Source organism: Xanthomonas sp. NCPPB 4467, assembly GCF_041475665.2.
GTDB lineage: Bacteria > Pseudomonadota > Gammaproteobacteria > Xanthomonadales > Xanthomonadaceae > Xanthomonas > Xanthomonas dyei.
The window spans coordinates 4,062,043-4,080,414 of record NZ_CM191260.1 but is presented as its reverse complement, the minus strand read 5'-3'; the positions used below and the strand labels follow the sequence as shown (position 1 = coordinate 4,080,414).

Annotated in this window: 14 protein-coding genes; 13 read left to right on the top strand and 1 reads right to left on the bottom strand. The window is 64.6% G+C overall.

Annotated elements, in window-relative coordinates; translation table 11 throughout:
* Positions 1-28: 28 nt before the first annotated feature.
* From ACCQ06_RS17770 to ACCQ06_RS17720, 11 genes are all read left to right on the top strand, one after another.
* Positions 29-1,087, top strand: coding sequence for a pilus assembly protein PilM (locus ACCQ06_RS17770; protein ID WP_039423791.1), 1,059 nt, complete (start codon positions 29-31; stop codon positions 1,085-1,087).
* On the top strand, positions 1,087-1,872 hold the full coding sequence (locus tag ACCQ06_RS17765; protein ID WP_316688206.1) for a PilN domain-containing protein: 786 nt from the start codon (positions 1,087-1,089) through the stop codon (positions 1,870-1,872). Before ACCQ06_RS17770 ends, ACCQ06_RS17765 begins: the two co-directional genes overlap by 1 nt.
* Positions 1,869-2,534, top strand: a complete 666-nt coding sequence (locus ACCQ06_RS17760) for a type IV pilus inner membrane component PilO (protein WP_316688203.1) — start codon at positions 1,869-1,871, stop codon at positions 2,532-2,534. The genes ACCQ06_RS17765 and ACCQ06_RS17760 overlap by 4 nt, the downstream gene beginning before the upstream one ends.
* Positions 2,531-3,064: a pilus assembly protein PilP gene (locus tag ACCQ06_RS17755; RefSeq protein ID WP_316688200.1), complete on the top strand. Its 534-nt coding sequence runs from the start codon at positions 2,531-2,533 to the stop codon at positions 3,062-3,064. Before ACCQ06_RS17760 ends, ACCQ06_RS17755 begins: the two co-directional genes overlap by 4 nt.
* A 19-nt stretch (positions 3,065-3,083) precedes the next feature.
* Positions 3,084-4,970, top strand: a complete 1,887-nt coding sequence (locus ACCQ06_RS17750) for a type IV pilus secretin PilQ (protein ID WP_228324494.1) — start codon at positions 3,084-3,086, stop codon at positions 4,968-4,970.
* Positions 4,971-5,142: 172 nt separating this feature from the next.
* Positions 5,143-6,162 (top strand): AAA family ATPase, encoded by a 1,020-nt coding sequence (locus tag ACCQ06_RS17745; RefSeq protein WP_104617256.1) that lies wholly within the window; start codon positions 5,143-5,145, stop codon positions 6,160-6,162.
* 22 nt (positions 6,163-6,184) lie between these two features.
* The gene (locus ACCQ06_RS17740; RefSeq protein ID WP_316688196.1) at positions 6,185-7,147 is read left to right on the top strand and encodes a DUF58 domain-containing protein; all 963 of its coding nucleotides are present in this window, start codon (positions 6,185-6,187) and stop codon (positions 7,145-7,147) included.
* A gap of 2 nt (positions 7,148-7,149) precedes the next feature.
* Positions 7,150-7,611, top strand: a complete 462-nt coding sequence (locus ACCQ06_RS17735; protein WP_104617258.1) for a DUF4381 domain-containing protein — start codon at positions 7,150-7,152, stop codon at positions 7,609-7,611.
* Complete coding sequence (locus ACCQ06_RS17730; RefSeq protein WP_316688195.1) at positions 7,608-8,615, top strand: vWA domain-containing protein; 1,008 nt, start codon at positions 7,608-7,610, stop codon at positions 8,613-8,615. Before ACCQ06_RS17735 ends, ACCQ06_RS17730 begins: the two co-directional genes overlap by 4 nt.
* Complete coding sequence (locus tag ACCQ06_RS17725; protein WP_316688194.1) at positions 8,612-10,438, top strand: VWA domain-containing protein; 1,827 nt, start codon at positions 8,612-8,614, stop codon at positions 10,436-10,438. Before ACCQ06_RS17730 ends, ACCQ06_RS17725 begins: the two co-directional genes overlap by 4 nt.
* A complete protein-coding gene (locus ACCQ06_RS17720; protein WP_316688192.1) occupies positions 10,435-12,213 on the top strand; it encodes a BatD family protein in 1,779 nt (592 codons plus the stop codon). Before ACCQ06_RS17725 ends, ACCQ06_RS17720 begins: the two co-directional genes overlap by 4 nt.
* Before the next feature lie 667 nt (positions 12,214-12,880).
* Here the strand turns inward: ACCQ06_RS17720 and ACCQ06_RS17715 are convergent.
* Positions 12,881-13,804 (bottom strand): IS110 family RNA-guided transposase, encoded by a 924-nt coding sequence (locus tag ACCQ06_RS17715; protein WP_316688190.1) that lies wholly within the window; start codon positions 13,802-13,804, stop codon positions 12,881-12,883.
* 979 nt (positions 13,805-14,783) lie between these two features.
* Between ACCQ06_RS17715 and ACCQ06_RS17710 the strand changes: the two genes are divergently transcribed.
* The gene (locus ACCQ06_RS17710; protein ID WP_115513753.1) at positions 14,784-16,064 is read left to right on the top strand and encodes a dicarboxylate/amino acid:cation symporter; all 1,281 of its coding nucleotides are present in this window, start codon (positions 14,784-14,786) and stop codon (positions 16,062-16,064) included.
* A 235-nt stretch (positions 16,065-16,299) separates the two neighbouring features.
* Positions 16,300-18,300 carry a transketolase gene (gene tkt / locus ACCQ06_RS17705; RefSeq protein WP_104616565.1) on the top strand — a complete coding sequence of 667 codons (2,001 nt, stop codon included), beginning with the start codon at positions 16,300-16,302 and terminating at the stop codon, positions 18,298-18,300.
* The last annotated feature ends 72 nt before the right edge of the window (positions 18,301-18,372 follow it).

Here is an 18,372-nt window from a genome sequence, read left to right as displayed (position 1 = left end):
CCAAGTGCCCGTCGGCAGGGGAGTTACCGTGGGGCTTTTACCCAAGAGTCAGTCGCCACTCATTGGTGTCGACATCAGTTCTACTGCCGTGAAGCTCTTGCAGCTGTCGCGCAGCGGGAACCGTTTTCGCGTGGAACATTACGCGGTGGAACCATTGCCGCCGAATGCGGTGGTGGAAAAGAACATCGTCGAAGTGGAGGCGGTGGGCGAAGCCATTCGCCGCGCCATCAATCGCTCCGGCAGCAAGGCCAAGAACGCGGCTGCGGCCGTGGCCGGTTCGGCGGTGATCACCAAGTTGATCCCGATGCCGGCCGATCTGGACGACAGCGATCTGGAAGCTCAGGTCGAACTGGAAGCCACCAATTACATTCCGTACCCGATCGAGGAAGTGAATCTCGATTTCGAGGTGCTCGGCCCGATGCCCAACAGCCCGGACATGGTCCAGGTGCTGCTGGCCGCCTCGCGCTCGGAGAATGTGGAGCTGCGCCAATCGGCGCTGGAACTCGGTGGTCTGACCGCCAAGGTGATGGACGTGGAGGCCTTCGCGGTCGAAAACGCCTTTGCCCTGGTCGCCAGCGAACTGCCGGTGGCTGCCGATGCGGTGGTCGCCCTGGTCGACATCGGCGCCACCATGACCACGCTGAGCGTGCTGCGCTCTGGCCGTAGCCTGTATAGCCGCGAACAGGTGTTCGGCGGCAAGCAGCTCACCGACGAAGTGATGCGCCGCTATGGCCTGACCTACGAAGAGGCCGGCCTGGCCAAGCGTCAGGGCGGCCTGCCGGAGAGCTACGAGGTCGAAGTGCTGGAGCCGTTCAAGGAAGCGACGGTGCAGCAGATCAGCCGTTTGCTGCAGTTCTTCTATGCAGGCAGCGAGTTCAATCGCGTCGACTGCATCGTGCTGGCCGGCGGTTGCGCCGCGCTGTCGCGCCTGCCGGAGATGGTGGAAGAGCAGCTGGGCGTGACCACCGTGGTCGCCAACCCGCTTGCGCAGATGACGCTGGGTCCGAAGGTTCAGGCCCATGCGCTGGCGCTGGATGCGCCTGCATTGATGATTGCCACCGGCCTGGCCCTGAGGAGCTTTGACTGATGGCAAGAATCAATCTATTGCCCTGGCGCGCCGAGCGCCGGAAGGCGCGCGAGCGTGAGTTCTATTCCATGCTCGGCTTCGCCGCGCTCGGCGGCGTGTTGTTGTCGGCGCTGATCTGGTTCTACTACGACGCGCAGATCAGCGGCCAGACCGAGCGCAATGCGTTCCTGACCGCCGAGATCGACAAGGTCAAGGCGCAGAACGAAGAGATCAAGGAACTCGACAAGAAGAAGGACCGCCTGCTTGCGCGCAAGAAGGTGATCGAGGAACTGCAGGCCAACCGGTCGCAGATGGTGCACCTGTTCGATTCGCTGGTCCGCACCATTCCCGATGGCGTGGCGCTGACCAACATCAAGCAGGACGGCGACATCCTGACCCTGGAAGGCCGCTCGCAGTCCAACGCGCGCGTTAGTGCCTACATGCGCAACCTGGAAGGTTCGGGTTGGATGACCAATCCGGACCTGTCGATCATCGAAGCCAAGAGCCAGGACAAGGCGGCCGGTCAGCCTGCAACCTCGTCGATGGACACCAAGGCCTTGCCTTACGTGTTCACGCTGAAGGTCAAGCTGGCCAATCCGAACGAGGCCGACAAGAACGGTGCCGCGCCCGCAGTGGTGGATCCGGCCGCGCCGGGTACCGCTGCACCGGGTGCAGCGCCGGCTGGTACGACGCCTGCTGCTCCGGCAGCGGCGCCTGCGCCTGCAACGCCGCCGAGCGCACCTGCAGCTGCACCGCAGGCAGCGCCGGCGCCTGCCAATCGGCCGCAGGAGGGGGCGGCGTCATGAGTAAGAAATCATTCAAGCTCAGCGATCTGGACTTCAACAACATCGGCGGTTGGCCGCAGCAGGCACGTATCGTGTTCTGCGTGGTGGTCGGCCTGTTCATCATGGTGCTGGCCTGGTTCCTGCTCATCAGCAGCAAGCGCGATGAACTGGAAGGGCTGGAAGGGACCGAGTCCCAGCTGCGCACCGAGTTCGAGACCCAGCAGGGGCGGGCAGTGAATCTGGAGCCGCTTAAGCAGCAGCTCGCGCAGATGGAACAGGTGCTGCAGCAGATGCTGCGTCAGCTGCCCAGCAAGACCGAAATGCCGGACCTGATCATCGACATCTCGCAGACCGCGCTGTCCAGCGGCTTGTCGAACGAGTTGTTCCAGCCGGGCCCGGAATCGCCGAAGGAGTTCTACGCCGAGAAGCCGATCGCTCTGCGCATGGTGGGCAGTTACCACCAGTTCGGTGCCTTCGTCAGCGGCGTGGCCTCGTTGCCGCGCGTGGTGATCCTGACCATGCACGACATCAACCTCAAGCCCAGGGATGCCAAGGCCGGCATCACGCCGCGCGGTGCACTGGAGCTGTCCGGCACGGTCAAGACCTATCGTTATCTGGACGATGAGGAAATGGCCGTGCAGGAGAAGGCTGCGGCCGACGCTGCGAAGAAGGGCGGCCAATGACCATGAAATTGCTCAAGATATTGTCCTGCGTGGCGCTAATTGCAGTATTGCCGGCGTGTACGCGTGGCGTGACCAGCACGCCCGGCGATGCGCCGAATCTAGAGGCCTGGGTGGCCGAAGTGCGTGCGCGTCCTGCGCCACCGCTGGAGCCGCTGCCGGTGATGCAGCAGTTCGAGACCTTCGAATACTCGGCGCAAGTGATGCGCGACCCGTTCAGCGATGCCTGGGTCAGCGCGGAAGGCAGCAACGGGACGCGTCCGGACCCGAACCGGCGCAAGGAACCGTTGGAAGCCTTCCCGCTCGACGCCCTCGACATGGTGGGGACCATTGGAGGCGGCTCGGGCCTGATCGCGCTGGTAATGGCACCGGACAAGGTGACTTACCGGGTGCGGCCGGGTGTGTATCTGGGACAGAGCGATGGCCGGGTAACCGGGGTCTACGAAGACCGCATCGAGCTGATTGAACTTGTGCCGGACGGTGCGGGTGGATGGCTTGAACGGCCGGCCGCGCTCGCATTGGATGATCAATAAAGTGATAGGGGATAGCACGATGACGTTTTCCAATGCACAGCGACTGCGTCCGGTTCGACGCCACGCGATGCTCCAGGCTTGCGCGTTGGGGTTCGCGCTGGCGCTGGCCAGTGGCAGCTCCTTCGCCGCCGCCGCGCTGACCCAGCCTGCGCAGGACCCGGCCAAGGCCGCTCCGGCGAGCCTGACGGTGTCCAAGATCGATTTCAAACGCGGCGAAGATGGCGCTGGCCGTCTGATCCTGAAGTTCGACGGCCAGGGCGCCAGTCCGGACCTGCGCACTCAGGGCGACAGCGTGCTGGTGGATATCAGCAACGCCAAGTTGCCGCCGGAACTGCAGCGCCCCCTCAACGTCACCGACTTCGCAACGCCGGTGCAGCGGGTGGAGGTCAAGCCGTCTGGCTCGGGCTCGCAACTGGTGCTGTCGACCAAGGGCGCGTTCGACTCGCTGGCCTATCAGACCGGTAACGAGTACGTGGTCGAGATAACCCCGCGCAAGGGCCAGCCGGCCGTCGGCGGCGTGAGCTCGGCAGCGGTGACCCAGGCTGCTGCGCAGATTGCAGCGCGCGGCTACAGCGGTCGCCCGGTGACGTTCAACTTCCAGGACGTGCCGGTGCGCACCGTGCTGCAGCTGATCGCCGAGGAATCCAACCTCAACATCGTCGCCTCCGACACCGTGCAGGGCAATGTCACGCTGCGCTTGATGAACGTGCCGTGGGATCAGGCGCTGGACATCGTGCTGCGTGCCAAGGGTCTGGACAAGCGCCGCGACGGTGGTGTGGTGTGGGTCGCCCCGCAGCCGGAGCTGGCCAAGTTCGAGCAGGACAAGGAAGACGCTCGCATCGCGATTGAAAACCGCGAGGATTTGATCACCGACTACGTGCAGATCAATTACCACAATGCCTCCGCCATCTTTAAAGCGCTGACTGAGGCGAAAGGGATTGGTGGTGGTGGCGGTGGTGGCGGACAAGGCGGACAAGGCGGTGCAGGTCAGCAGGACAACGGTTTCCTCTCGCCACGTGGCCGTTTGGTGGCCGATGAACGCACCAATACGCTGATGATTAGCGATATTCCGAAGAAGGTCGCGCAGATGCGCGAGTTGATCTCGCATATCGATCGTCCGGTGGACCAAGTGTTGATCGAAGGCCGTATCGTCATCGCAACCGATACGTTTGCGCGCGATCTTGGTGCGAAGTTCGGCCTTGGTGGCACGCATACCTATGGTGATAACGTTGCCACGATCGGAAGTGGAGCGACTGGCGGCGGCGTTGCAGCTGGCAGAGGTTTGAATGTAAATCTGCCTACAGGCGCGTTCACAAGCGGTGCCACTGCGCCGAGTCTTGCCTATACGCTCCTTGGCTCCAACTTCAATCTCGACCTTGAATTGTCCGCCCTACAGCAGGAAGGGCGAGGTGAGGTCATCTCAAACCCCAGAATTGTGACGTCCAACCAGCGCGAGGGTGTTATCAAGCAAGGTCGCGAGATTGGTTACGTTACGATCACCGGCGGCACTGGTGGTCAAGCCGCAACGCCTAACGTCCAGTTCAAGGAAGTCTTGCTCGAGCTCAAGGTGACGCCGACCATCACCAACGACAATCGTGTTTTCTTGAACATGAACGTCAAAAAAGATGAAGTTGATCAGCTGATCGAACTGCCGAATTACGGCACCGTTCCGTCAATCAATCGTCGTGAGATCAATACCGCCGTACTGGTGGATGATGGGCAAACTGTCGTCATTGGCGGTGTCTACGAGTTCACCGATCGAGCCAGTGTGAATAAGGTTCCGTTTTTGGGGGATTTGCCTTTCCTTGGCAATCTCTTCAAGAGTCGCGGTCGTAGCAAGAGCAAGGCAGAACTTTTGATCTTCATCACGCCAAAAGTGCTGCGCGTGGCGTCAGCGGTGCGCTGATCCAGCGATTCGCTTGCTAATGTCGCGCAAAGTTTAAAGGCCAGGCATGTCTACATGTCTGGCCTTTTTCTTTGAATCGTCGGCAGCTCGATGGATATGCGCTGCACCGCACACTGAATATCCTGATGTCATTGAGTGAACCAATCGCGTTCGAATCGGTCACACTGGGTCTATGAACGCACCGCCGCTACTCCCCCCCGAAGCCGCTGCCGCGCCCGCTGAGGACCGGCTGCATCGTCAATTCACCTCCCTGCGCGAGTCGTTGGCGCAGCGCATCGTCGGTCAGTCGGCGCTGGTCGAGCGGCTGCTGATCGCTTTGCTGGCCGATGGCCATTTACTGGTCGAGGGCGCGCCCGGGCTGGCCAAAACCACCGCGATCCGTGCGCTGGCCGCGCGACTGGAAGCCGACTTCGCGCGGGTGCAGTTCACTCCGGACCTGCTGCCCTCCGATCTGACCGGTACCGAAATCTGGCGTCCGCAGGACAGCCGTTTCGAGTTCATGCCAGGGCCGATCTTCCATCCCATCCTGCTGGCCGACGAGATCAACCGTGCGCCCGCCAAGGTGCAGTCGGCGTTGCTGGAAGCGATGGGCGAGCGGCAGGTCACTGTCGGTCGTCATACCTATGCGCTGCCGCAGCTGTTTTTGGTGATGGCGACGCAGAACCCGATCGAGCAGGAAGGCACGTTCCCGTTGCCCGAGGCGCAGCTGGATCGGTTCCTGATGCATGTGCGCATCGGTTATCCGCAGGCCGATGCGGAGGCGGAAATCCTGCGTCTGGCACGCGAAGCGGCGCGCGACACGCTGGAAAAGCACGAGACCGTGCCGGACAAGATTCCGCTCGAAGACGTCTTCGCTGCACGACGTGTGGTGCTGGATGTGCATCTGGCGCCGCAGCTCGAGCGCTATCTCATTGAAATCGTGCTGGCCTCGCGCGATCCGCAACGCTACGACCCTGCATTGGCACGACGGATTGCCTGGGGCGCGAGCCCGCGCGGCTCGATTGCGTTGGAGCGCTGCGCGCGTGCGCGTGCGTGGCTGGCCGGGCGCGACTACGTGACCCCGGACGACATTCGCGCCATCGCGCCGGATGTGCTGCGCCACCGCGTATTGCCCAGTTACGAGGCCACGGCGGAAGGCTGGGATGGCGAACGCCTGGTTGCTGCGTTGCTGGACAAGATTCCGCTGCCCTGATCGGGCAGCGGGTTGCCGAGGGATGCCGCCCTCTCGCCCGACTCCGATGTCTTCGATGCCGTCTTCCTCCCCCGCCAATCCTGCCTCGTCCGTTACCGGCGATGGCCTGCGCCCGAGCCTTGCCGAGTTGATCGCATTGCGCGGCACCGCGTTGCATCGCGGGCAGCCGGGGAGTGGCCGACACGGGCTGCTGGGGCCAGTGCCGGCCGCCACCCGCGGGCGTGGCATGGAGTACGCCGAGTCGCGCGAATATGTAGCCGGCGACGATGCGCGGCATATCGATTGGCGCGTCACCGCACGGACCGGGCGTGCGCATACCAAATTGTTTCAGGCCGAGCGCGAACGCTTGAGTCTGATCGTTGCCGATACCTCGCCTGCGCTCTTTTTCGGGACGCGGGTGCGCTACAAGTCGGTGCAGGCGGCGCGCGCCGGCGCGGTGGCAGCATGGCTGGCGCAGCGGCAGGGCGACCGGATTGCCGCGTTGCGCGGTACTGCCAGCGAAGCGCCGATTGCACCGCGTTCGGGCCAACGCGGTGTGCTGCCGGTGCTGGATGCATTGGCGCGCTGGTACGCGCAACCGCCCTCTGGCGATGCCGGGCTGGAGGTTGCGTTGGACCATGCCGCGCGGCTGCTGCGTCCCGGTGCGCGCCTGACGGTGCTGGCCGATGCGCGAAGTGCCAGCAAGATTTCTGCGACGCGCTGGTCCGGTCTGGCGTTGCATCACGAGGTGGTGGTGATCGTGCTGGTCGATCCCCTGGAACTGTCGCCGCCCGCGCGGGCGCTGAGCTTCGATGTGCGAGGCGAGCGCATTGCGGTGGACCTCGGAAGCCAGGCCGCGCGTGCGCGTTGGCAGGCCGAGTTCGTCGCGCCCCTGCAACAGCTGGCTGCGCTGTTGCAATCGCGCGGTGTGCGCTTGCATCGCCTATCCACCGACGATGCCAGCGATGCGTGGTTGAGCGGCGGCACGCTGATGCGGGGCGCATGAAGATGGCACCGCAATCGCTTCCGCTGCGCGATGTCCATCTGCCGCCGTCGCCGTCGTGGTGGCCGCTGGCGCCGGGGTGGTGGCTGGTGATCGCTGTGGTCGTGCTGATGCTGGCGGGTGCGTGGTTCTGGTGGTGGCGCCGTCGTCGGCAGCAGCGCGGCTGGTTGGCTGCCTTCGATGCCGAGTTGCAGCGTGCGACAACGCCCGCGCAGCGCCTGGCGACCTTGTCGATGCTGTTGCGCCGCGCGGCGCGCACGGTGGATGCGCAGGCCGACCGCTTGCAGGGCGAGGCCTGGCTGCAGTTTCTGGATGGGCGCAAAAGTAAGACGCAAGCGTTTTCGCAGGGGCCGGGACGGGCCTTGCTCGAAGGTGGGTTTCAACGCGCACCGGCGGTGACCGATCTGGATGCCGTGCAGGCCTTGGCGCGGCAACGTTTCGTGTGGTTGATGCGGGGCCAGCGATGAACTGGCTGCAGTGGTCGCACTGGCAGGACGCGTTGGCGCATTGCGCCTGGCCATGGGCGTGGTGGTTGATGCCGCTGCCGCTGCTGATGTGGTTCTGGCCGCAGCGCCGTGCCGACACGGCCGCGCTGCGTGTGCCGTATGCCGATCAATTGCATGCAGTTGCTCAGGCACGCCGCGTGCCGGCCTTGCGCATGCCGCGCTGGCTGGCGTGGCTGGGCTGGTTTCTGTTGTGCGCCGCGCTGGCGCGTCCGCAGCAATTGGGTGAGGTGATCCAGCCGCCGCGGGAGGCGCGGCAGATGATGCTGGCGGTGGATCTGTCCGGCAGCATGAGCGAGCCGGACATGGTGCTCGGCGGCAATGTGGTCGACCGCCTCACCGCCGCCAAGGCCGTGTTGTCGGACTTTCTGGATCGGCGCGACGGCGACCGCGTCGGCCTGCTGGTGTTCGGCCAGCGTGCCTATGCGCTGACCCCGCTCACCGCCGACCTGACCTCGGTGCGCGACCAGCTGGCCGACAGCGTGGTGGGGCTGGCCGGGCGCGAGACCGCCATCGGCGATGCGATCGCGTTGTCGGTCAAACGGCTGCGCGAGCAAAAGCAGGGCCAGCGCGTGGTGGTGTTGCTCACCGATGGCGTCAATACCGCCGGTGTGCTCAATCCGCTGAAAGCGGCCGAATTGGCCAAGGCAGAGGGCGTGCGTGTACACACCATCGCTTTCGGCGGCAGCGGCGGTTATTCGTTGTTCGGTGTGCCGATTCCGGCCGGCGGCAACGACGATATCGATGAAGCGGGCTTGCGCAAGATTGCCGAGCAGACCGGCGGGCGCTTCTTCCGCGCCCGCGATACCGAAGAGCTGGCCGGCATCTATGCCGAGCTGGATCGGCTGGAGCCGGTCAAGGCGCTCGGCCCATCGCTGCAGCCGCGCGTGGAGCGCTATTACTGGCCAATGGGCGCTGCCATGCTGGTTGCCTTGCTCGCCTATGGACTGCCGCGGAGATGGCGATGAACGCGCTGTCTGAAGCACTGGCCGCACTGCATCTGCTGCGCCCGGATTGGCTGTGGGCGCTGTTGCTGATCGTGCCGGCCGCGTTGCTGTGGCACCTGCGTCGACGCAGCGCCAATGCGTGGCGTCACAGCGTGGACGCGCATCTGTTGCCGGCCTTGCTGGTTGCCGGTGGCCGCCGGGGCTGGTGGGGCTTCGTGCTGGCCGCGCTGACCTATGCGCTTGCGGTGGCGGCGATGAGCGGGCCGAGCTGGCGGCAGGTCGAGCGCCCGGTGTTTCAATCGAGCATGCCATTAGTGGTGGTGCTGGATCTGTCGTCCAGTAGCAATGCGACCGATCTGCCGCCATCGCGCCTGCTGCAGGCCCGCGCCAAACTGGCCACGCTGCTGCGCAAGCGCGCCGGCGGCGAGGTTGCCTTGCTGGCGTACGCCGGCGAGAGCTTTACCGTTGCGCCATTGACCGAAGACGCGGCCAACGTAGCGCTGTTTCTGGATGCGCTGTCGCCGTCGGTGATGCCGGTGGACGGCAAACGTGCCGACAGGGCCATCGATGCGGCCGCCCGGCTGTTGCAGCAGGCCGGCTTCAAACAGGGCGATATCCTGCTGCTCAGCGACAGTGCCGACGGCTCGGCGGAAAGCGCTGCACGCACCGCACGCGCAGGTGGGTTCCATGTTTCCGCACTCGGCGTAGGCAGCCCGCGTGGCGCCGCCTACCGCACCGCCAGCGGCGAGATCGCGCAGGCAAAACTGGACGAAGCAAGCCTGCGCGATCTGGCCGGGCAGGGCGGTGGGCGCTACGCGCGCATCGCGCCGGACGACGCCGATCTGCAAGCGTTGGGGGTGCTCGATCCCGCGCAACAGCCGCTGGCCGATGAAACCTCAGAAGCCAACGGCGGCAAGACCTGGCTCGACGAAGGCTACTGGCTGGTGCTGCCGGTGATGCTGTTTGCGCTGTTGGCGTTCCGACGCCGCGCGGTGGTGGCAATGGTCGCGTTGATGTGCGTGTTGCCACTGGCGCAGCCTGCACAGGCGGCCGACGGCACCTTGTGGCAGCGCGCCGATCAAGTGCAGCAGCAGCGCCTGGATGCCGGCGTGCAGGCGTACCGCAAGGGCGACTTTGCCGCTGCGCAAAAGGCATTCGAAGGCGTGCCGACCGACGAGGGACTGTACAACCTGGGCAATGCGCTGGCGCGACAAGGCCAGTACGACGAGGCGATTGCGGCCTACGATCGTGCGCTCAAGCAGCATCCCAAGCAGGCCGATGCGATCGCCAATCGCGCGGCGGTCGATGCAGCGCGCAAGCGGCAGCAGAACGACAAGGATGGCAAAGGCCAGTCCAAGCAGCAGAACCCCTCGGGCAAGAACACGCCCGGTCAGGAGTCGTCCGGGCAAGATCAGCAAAACGCTAAAAACGCCGGCAAGGACGGGCAGAACACCCCAGGCGAGCAAGCCAAGCAGGACGGCAAGGATCCACCGTCCGACGCGCAGACACCGCAGGACGGCAAGTCGCAGGAGCAACCGTCCAAGGACGGCAAGGGCGAGCAAAGCAAGCAAGACACGCCACCGCAATCGGCCGATGCAAAGGCGCAGCAGCAGGCCGACGAGGCGCAGCGTCGCAAGATGCAGCAAGCCATGGCGCAGGCCGGCGACAAGGGCGCCGAGGCGAAGGGCAAGCCGGAGGACGCGATGGCAAATGAGACGCCGGAGCAGCGCGAGCAACGCCAGGCGGTGGATGCGTGGTTACGGCGGGTGCCGGACGATCCGGGCAGCCTGTTGCGCACCAAATTCAGGCTGGAATACGAACGCAGACAACGGGACGGACGATGATCGGCACACACCACTTGCGCCGCGGCGCGATCGGCATGCTGGCGAGCATGATGCTGCTCGTTTGCACGCCAGTGGGTGCGGTCACACGCGCCTGGCTGGACCGCGACAGCGCCAATGCCGGCGATGTTGTCATGTTGAATATCGAAACCGACCAACGCGGCGTCGATCCGGATTACACGCCGTTGCGCAACGATTTTGCGCTGGGCGCCAAGAGCGCCAATCAGCAGATGCAGGTCACCAATGGGTCGGTCACAGTGCGGGCGTTATTCGGCGTGGTGTTGACGCCGCGCAGGAGCGGCGAGCTGATCGTGCCCGCGATCCGGGTCGGCAACGAACGTACCGAGCCGCTGCGGCTGCAGGTGGTGGCCTCGGCGAACGATCCGGCAAGCAATAGCACTGGAAATCGCAGTGGTGGTGGCAACGGTAACGGCAGCGCCGCTGCCAGCGTGCCAAGCGAGGCGCAGGGCAATGAAGAGGTCTTCGTCCAGACGCAGGTGGACGACCCGCAGCCCTACGTGCAGCAAAGTGTGGGCGTGGTGGTGCGGTTGTACTTCGCCAATCAGCTGGCCTCCGGCGAGCTGGATCTGGAAGCGCCCGATGGCGCATCGCTGCAACGCATCGGCGATGACGTCAGTTCGGTCAAGCTGGTCAACGGACGCCAGTACAACGTGGTGGAGCGGCGCTATCTGCTGGTGCCCGAGCGCAGCGGCCGCTTGCTGTTGCCGTCGGCGCACTTCAATGGACGCTCGGTGGGCGGTTTCTTCGACGATTATTTCGGTCGCGGCAATGGCGAACTGAGTGCGCGCAGCGCCAGCATTCCGCTGCAGGTGCGTGCGCAGCCGGCCACTGCGCCGCAGCCGTGGCTGCCGCTGCGTAGCCTGCAGTTGCGTTATACGGCCACCCCGCAACGCGCAACCGCCGGGGAAGCGACGCAGTTCGTGGTGGAAGCCAGCGCGCGTGGCGCCACCCAGGCACAGTTCCCCGAGTTGCCCACGCCGAGCGTGCCCGATGCGCAGGTGTTCGCTGAGCCGCCGCAATACGAAGAACGGTTTGTGGATGGCTCGCCGCAGCTGCGGCTGACCCGTCGCTATTCGATCGTGCCCAACCGCGCCGGCCCGTTGGTCGTGCCCGGTCTGCAGGTGGCGTGGTGGGACGTCGGTGCGGGCGCGGCAAAGACGGCCTCGGTGCCGGATCTGACCTTGGATGTGGCCGCGGGGAGTGGCGCTTTCGCGGCGCCTGCGCCTGCACCCGCCGCAAGCCCGTCGAGCACTGGTGCAGCGCCTGCGCCCACGGCTGGCACGCTGAGTTTGCAGCCACCACCGCCCGCGCAACGGCCATGGGGCTGGATCGCTGCGTCGGTGGGTTTTGCGTTGCTATGGGTCGTTACGCTGGTGTGGGCGTTGTTGCGTAAGCGCGGTGGCCTGCACAGTGCTCCCGGTGCCAACGGCGGCGATGCGCCCGTGCCTGGCCGGCGCGTGACACATGGCGTTGCCGAGTTGCGCCGCGCGCTGGATAGCGGTGGCATGGACGATGTGGCCACCGTGCTGTGCGGCATGGCGGGCGTGGCCGATATCGACAGCGTGCTGGCGGCGCTGACGGATCCTGCCCAACGCGCTGCGGTGGCACGCATGCAGCGCGCGCGCTGGGCCGGCGATGGCGATGTGGCGGGCGCGCGGGCGGCATTGCGCGAGGCCTTTGCCAAGGGACCACGCTGGCGGCACGCGAGCGCTGCAGAACCTGAGGTGCTGGCGCCGTTGTATCCGCCAGCGACTTGATCGCCTTCGCGGCATCGGCGGCGGTCGACAGGTCATGAAGCGGCGGCTTAGTTGTGCATCGCTGCGGCTCTCAGAGCAGCTAATAGCGCGTGTGCGGTCGCCAGTCGGCGCGGCTGGCGCTCTGAACTCAGATCTCGTTCGGACACTTCGGTTCTAAGCGCGTCGTCGACTCATGCGCCTGAACATTGTTTTCTAGGTTGTGTTCGTAGCTTCTAGTTCCGGAGATCAGCTGCGTTGCCGAAAACACGGTATTGCGGCTGCGATTTGGCTGCGAGGCCCTTGCCCGCCCACCATCGCGGGACACGCTGCAAGTACGTCCTTGTAAGCTCTTACGCGGCATCCATGCCGCGTAAGGTCCCGCGACGGTGAGCGGGCAAGGACCAATCAATAGTGTCGGTGTGCATGGTGCAAGCAAGGCATGACGCCTGCGTTCGGATAACGGCGCGTTTTGTCATCCTTCCAACGCAAGCAGATCAACGGCCACTTCGCTGCAGGGCCCTTGCCCACCCACCATCGCGGGACACGCCGCAAGTACGTCCGTGTAGCAACTGTGTTGGTCAGGACCTCAATCCGCGACCGTTGATCGGTTTCCTTCGGGCGTGTTCATCGGTAGGTGCCGGCCGCTGGCTGGCACGCTTTTGCGGTTACTCACGGCCGCCGAGAGCGCTCAGGCGGGGTGCATGGCGGCTCTTTGATCGCGCACGCGCGCATTGAGGATGACCAGCATCTTGCGCATCACCGCCACGAGGGCGACCTTGCCTTCCTTGCCGCGTGTGCGCAGCGATCTGTAAAAATCGCGCAGACCTGGCTCGTGCCGAGCCGAGGACATCGCCGCCATATACAGCGCCTGCCGGATATCGGCTCGGCCTCCGCCGATCCCCCGTTTACCACGCATCGCGCCGCTGTCACGCGAGAGCGGGGCAACGCCAACCAATCGGGAGATTTGCTTTCCGCTGAGCGTCCCAAGCTCCGGTAACCGGGACACCAGCACGGCCAGCAGCACCGGACCGACCCCTTTGAGCGTCTTCAACGCGGCCAGGTGCGGTTGCTCGATGAGCAGCGTCTTCAGCTGCCCGGCGATCAGGTTGTCTAGCCGCGCCACGCTGCGCACAAGCTGGTTCACGTTGCCCTGCAGGATCTTTCGTAGCGCTTTTTCCGCAACCTGCAGCAACTGCTGCCTTGCTGCTTTCAGCAGTTCGACCAGTTGCCGACGGGCACGTACATGCTCGCCCAGATCGCGCTGCCAGGGTTCCAGTGGAACGTACCGATGGAGTTCCATCTTCTCGGCCATGCAGGCCAACATGGCCGCGTCCAGCCGGTCAGTCTTGGCCAGTCCCAAACCGTTGGCCAGGTTGCGTGCCCGTTGTGCATTGACGCGCGCTACCGGCAGTGCGGCGTGATGCAAGGCATCCAGCGCTGCCAGCTCGTAGCCCCCGGTCGCCTCCAGCACCACCTGCCGCACCGACAGCGTCTTCAGCCAATCGACAAGCTTCCGATGACCGCCTGCGGTGTTGGTGAACTGACGGGTTTGGCCTCGAAAAACGGCAACGTCCAGAAAGTGTTTGCACACATCGATCCCGATTCCGCTCATGGGAAATCTCCGCTAGGCTAAAAATGTCGAGAGCTCCCTCGCTTGCCCAGTCTTATCGTTTCGAGTGTCAGCTCGGGCAACTGTTCGGGCGAATCAAGGGAGAATCCGGCGTGGGTACCAAGCTACATGGCGATCGCTGAGATCCAGGCTCTGACGGCAGCCCACGCCGGCTCTCGACACCTAAACTGCCAGATTCCGAACAGATAAGGCTCGGTGGCGGCATCCATGCCGCCAAAGGTCCCGCGACGGTAAGCGGGCAAGGGCCGGTCACGATGGTCTGTGTGCATGGGCGAGTAATGCGTAAGTTCGCTCTGCGATCCATGGTGCTCGCTAGCGCTACCTTTTTGTGCCTACGTTTGCTGAAGTCGATAACGCAGTCACTTGCATCGGCAAACTAGCGTGCCACGCGCTGCGATCAGCTTTTTCAGGCAAACACCGACCAACGTTGATGGTGCGGTGTCCTCGCCGCTTGCGGGACCGTGTGGCGGCATGGATGCCGCCACCGAGCCTCCAAGGACGGATTTACGGCGTGTCCCGGAAGTGGTGAGGGCACCGCGCCCTCGACCGGCTTGGCTTTAGAAGAGTCATCCGGTGTCAAAGCTCAAGGCCTCAGCCGCAGTGAAATGAGTTGATGCCAAGTCCAAAGTCCCAGGCCCCGGCGCCAACCGCCAACCGCCAAGCGCAATGGCAGCCTGCATCGACACGAGCATCCAAGCGCGAGCATTCGACAAAGCAACCCACGAGCGCGTGCTGCAGTACAAGCGCGTGCTGCAGTAAGGGAATCGCTTCCTGATTCAAGCCGAGCCGGTCACTGGCCGGACCTGCCAGGCCTTGCGCGCGATGCGTGTGTTGCCGTCGCAACGCTCGCAGCAACCGCCCTTGAGAGGTACACCTACCCTCGGGCAGGTGCAGCGCGGCGTGGCTGCCTCGATGGCGTTTGTTAAGCTCCGACCTTTGTGTCCAGATCAAGGCCGACCAGATGACTGCATCCCCAGCCGCACGCCGCCCGGGCCTGCCCCTGCATTGGAAGATGGGCATTGGCTTCGCCGTCGGCCTGTTGTTGGGTCTGGCCGTCTACTATCTGGCCGGCAGCGACGCCGAGTGGGTGCGGCTGGCGACCAAGTACGTGACCACGCCGTTCTCGCAGATCTTCCTCAATCTGATCTTCATGCTGATCGTGCCGCTGCTGTTTTCGGCGCTGGTGATGGGCATCTCCGAGATGGGCGACATCCGCGCGCTGGGCCGCGTGGGCTGGCGCACGTTGGGCTACACCGTCGTGCTGTCCGGCATCGCGGTGCTGCTCGGTCTGGTGCTGGTCAATGTGCTCAAGCCCGGTGCGGGCGTGGACCCGCAGCTGGCCAATCAGCTGATCCAAGAAAATGCCGAACGCACCCGCGAGATCATCTCCAGTTCCGGCACCCAGCCGCAGGGCATGGACATGCTGTTGTCGATCGTGCCCAACAACGTGGTCGCGGCCGCCTCGAGCAATGGCGCGATCCTGTCGCTGATGTTCTTTGCAGTGATGTTCGGCGTCGGCATGGTGCTGACCGCCGACGAAAAGGTCGCCACGCTCAAGCGCGGCATCGAAGGCATCTTCGAAATTTCGATGACATTGATCGGGTTGGTGATCCGTCTGGCCCCGTATGCGGTGGCCTGCTTCATGTTCAACCTGGCCGCGCTGTTCGGGTTCGATCTGCTGATCCGCCTGGGCGCCTACGTGGGCGTGGTGGTGTTGGCGCTGGGCCTGCACATGGTGGTCAGCTACGGACTGGCGGTGAAGTTTGCCGGGCGCTCGCCGCTGGGCTTCTTCAAGCAGACCCAGGAGGCCACGATGATGGCGTTCTCCACTGCCTCCAGTAATGCAACACTGCCCACCGCCCTGCGCGTGGCCGATGAAATGGGCCTGCCGCCGCGCGTGTCGCGCTTTGTGCTCACCGTCGGCGCCACCGCAAACCAGAACGGCACCGCGCTGTTCGAGGGCGTGACGGTGATCTTCCTGGCGCAGTTCTTCAATGTCGACCTGAGCATCGGCCAGCAGTTCATGGTGATGCTGGTCTGCATCCTGGGCGGGATCGGCACCGCCGGCGTGCCGTCGGGCTCGCTGCCGGTGGTGGCGCTGATCTGCGCCATGGTCGGGGTCAACCCGGTCGGCATCGGCATGATATTGGGCGTGAACCATTTCCTGGATATGTGCCGCACCGCGCTCAATGTCACCGGCGATCTGGCGTTGACGACATTGGTGGCCAAGGGGGAGGAATAGGGAATCGGGAATCGGGAATGGGTAAGAGCGGGCTGGTGCGATCGGGACGTGTGATGTGAGGGTCTGTCGCAGCGGTGGCGGCGGTGCGAGCGGCGTTAGCGGCCAAGCTGCAACACTGCATCCGATTCCCAAGTCCCGATTCTCTATTCCCGACTCCCCATCCCGCTAACACGCTCTGTGGGAGAATAGGTGTCTCCGCTTCCAGCGGTGTTCCCCTCCGCTTCCATAGACGCCCATGACCCAGCCCACCCGCCGCCAGCTGGCCAACGCCATCCGTTTTCTCGCCGCAGATGCGGTCGAAGCCGCCAAATCCGGCCATCCAGGCATGCCCATGGGCATGGCCGATATCGCCGAAGTGCTGTGGAACGATTATTTCCGGCACAACCCGAACAACCCGCAGTGGTTCAACCGCGACCGCTTCGTGCTGTCCAACGGCCACGGCTCGATGCTGCAGTACGCGCTGCTGCACCTGACCGGTTACGACTTGCCGATCGAGCAGCTCAAGCAGTTCCGTCAGTTGCACAGCAAGACCGCCGGCCACCCCGAGCGCAGCGAAACCCCCGGCGTGGAGACCACCACCGGTCCGCTGGGGCAGGGGTTCGCCAATGCCGTGGGCTTTGCGCTTGCCGAGAAGTTGCTGGCGCAGCGCTACAACCGCCCGGAGCTGCAGATCGTCGACCACCGCACCTGGGTGTTCATGGGCGACGGTTGCCTGATGGAAGGCATCTCGCACGAAGCCGCCTCGCTGGCCGGCACCTGGGGCTTGGGCAAGCTGGTGGCGTTCTGGGACAACAACCATATCTCCATCGACGGCAACACCGACGGCTGGTTCAGCGACAACACACCGGCACGTTTCGAGGCCTATGGCTGGCACGTGATCCGCGATGTGGACGGGCATGACGCCGACAAGATCAAGGCGGCGATCGAAGCCGCGCTGGAAAACAGCGACAAGCCGACCCTGATCTGCTGCCGCACCAAGATCGGCTTCGGTGCGCCCACCAAGGCCGGCAAGGAATCTGCGCACGGTGCACCGCTGGGCAAGGAAGAGCTGGAAGGTGCGCGCAAGGCGCTGGAGTGGCCGTACGGCCCGTTCGAAATTCCCGAGGAGATCTACGCCGGCTGGCGCGCAGGTGGCACCGGCACGCTGCGTCAGGCCGAGTGGGAGCAGTTGTTCGACAAGTACGGCAAGCAGTACGCGGCCGAAGCTGCCGAACTGACCCGTCGCTCGCATGGCGAGCTGCCGGCCGACTTCATCGCCCGGGCCGATGCCTACATCGCCAAGGCGCAGGAAGACGGCCAGACCATCGCCTCGCGCAAGGCCTCGCAGCTGGCGATCGAAGCATTTGCGCCGCTGTTGCCCGAGTTGATCGGCGGTTCGGCCGATCTGGCGCATTCCAACCTGACCCTGTGGAAGGCCAGCAAGTCGGTGGCCACCGACGACCCGGACGCCAACTACGTGTATTACGGCGTGCGCGAGTTCGGTATGACCGCCATTGCCAATGGTCTGGCGCTGCATGGCGGCTTCATTCCGTTCGACGCCACCTTCCTGGTGTTCAGCGACTATGCGCGTAATGGCGTGCGCATGAGCGCGTTGAATCCGGCGCATGCCATCCACGTGTACACGCACGACTCGATCGGCCTGGGCGAAGACGGCCCGACCCATCAGCCCGTGGAGCATCTGGCGTCGCTGCGCTACATCCCCAACAACGATGTATGGCGCCCGGGCGATGCGGTGGAGTCGGCGGTGAGCTGGAAGGCCGCGATCACCCGCAAGGACGGCCCGAGCTGCCTGATCTTCAGCCGCCAGAATCTGCAGCACCAGCCGCGCAGCGCCGAGCAGATCAAGCTGATCGAACGCGGTGGCTACGTGCTGGCCGATGCCGAAGGCGGCACGCCCGACGTGATCCTGATCGGCACCGGCTCGGAAGTGGGCCTGGCGGTGGAAGCCAAGAAGACGCTGGATGCGGCCGGCTTGAAGACACGCGTGGTGTCGATGCCGTCTACCGATGTGTTCGATCGCCAGGATGCGGCGTATCGCGAATCGGTGTTGCCCAATGCAGTGCGCAAGCGCGTGGCGGTGGAAGCGGGTGTGACCGGCTTCTGGCGCAAGTACGTCGGCCTGGATGGCGATGTGGTCGGTATCGACACCTTCGGCGCCTCGGCCCCGGCCGATCAGCTGTACGCGTACTTCAAGATCACCGCCGAGCACGTGGTGCAGGCGGCGAAGGCGCTGTAAGCGCGCAGCGTTGCGGATCAGAAAAACGCCGGCCAATGCCGGCGTTTTTTGTTGTGGCTGCCAGTGACGTCC

Bases quoted from the DNA above. Each gene is read 5' to 3' on its own strand.
- ACCQ06_RS17720 (WP_316688192.1), top strand. From the start codon at position 10,435: ATGATCGGCACACACCACTTGCGCCGCGGCGCGATCGGCATGCTGGCG.
- ACCQ06_RS17740 (WP_316688196.1), top strand. From the start codon at position 6,185: ATGCCGCCCTCTCGCCCGACTCCGATGTCTTCGATGCCGTCTTCCTCC.
- ACCQ06_RS17755 (WP_316688200.1), top strand. From the start codon at position 2,531: ATGACCATGAAATTGCTCAAGATATTGTCCTGCGTGGCGCTAATTGCA.
- ACCQ06_RS17765 (WP_316688206.1), top strand. From the start codon at position 1,087: ATGGCAAGAATCAATCTATTGCCCTGGCGCGCCGAGCGCCGGAAGGCG.
- ACCQ06_RS17760 (WP_316688203.1), top strand. From the start codon at position 1,869: ATGAGTAAGAAATCATTCAAGCTCAGCGATCTGGACTTCAACAACATC.
- ACCQ06_RS17730 (WP_316688195.1), top strand. From the start codon at position 7,608: ATGAACTGGCTGCAGTGGTCGCACTGGCAGGACGCGTTGGCGCATTGC.
- ACCQ06_RS17735 (WP_104617258.1), top strand. From the start codon at position 7,150: ATGGCACCGCAATCGCTTCCGCTGCGCGATGTCCATCTGCCGCCGTCG.
- ACCQ06_RS17750 (WP_228324494.1), top strand. From the start codon at position 3,084: ATGACGTTTTCCAATGCACAGCGACTGCGTCCGGTTCGACGCCACGCG.
- tkt (WP_104616565.1), top strand. From the start codon at position 16,300: ATGACCCAGCCCACCCGCCGCCAGCTGGCCAACGCCATCCGTTTTCTC.
- ACCQ06_RS17745 (WP_104617256.1), top strand. From the start codon at position 5,143: ATGAACGCACCGCCGCTACTCCCCCCCGAAGCCGCTGCCGCGCCCGCT.
- ACCQ06_RS17715 (WP_316688190.1), bottom strand. From the start codon at position 13,804: ATGAGCGGAATCGGGATCGATGTGTGCAAACACTTTCTGGACGTTGCC.
- ACCQ06_RS17725 (WP_316688194.1), top strand. From the start codon at position 8,612: ATGAACGCGCTGTCTGAAGCACTGGCCGCACTGCATCTGCTGCGCCCG.
- ACCQ06_RS17710 (WP_115513753.1), top strand. From the start codon at position 14,784: ATGACTGCATCCCCAGCCGCACGCCGCCCGGGCCTGCCCCTGCATTGG.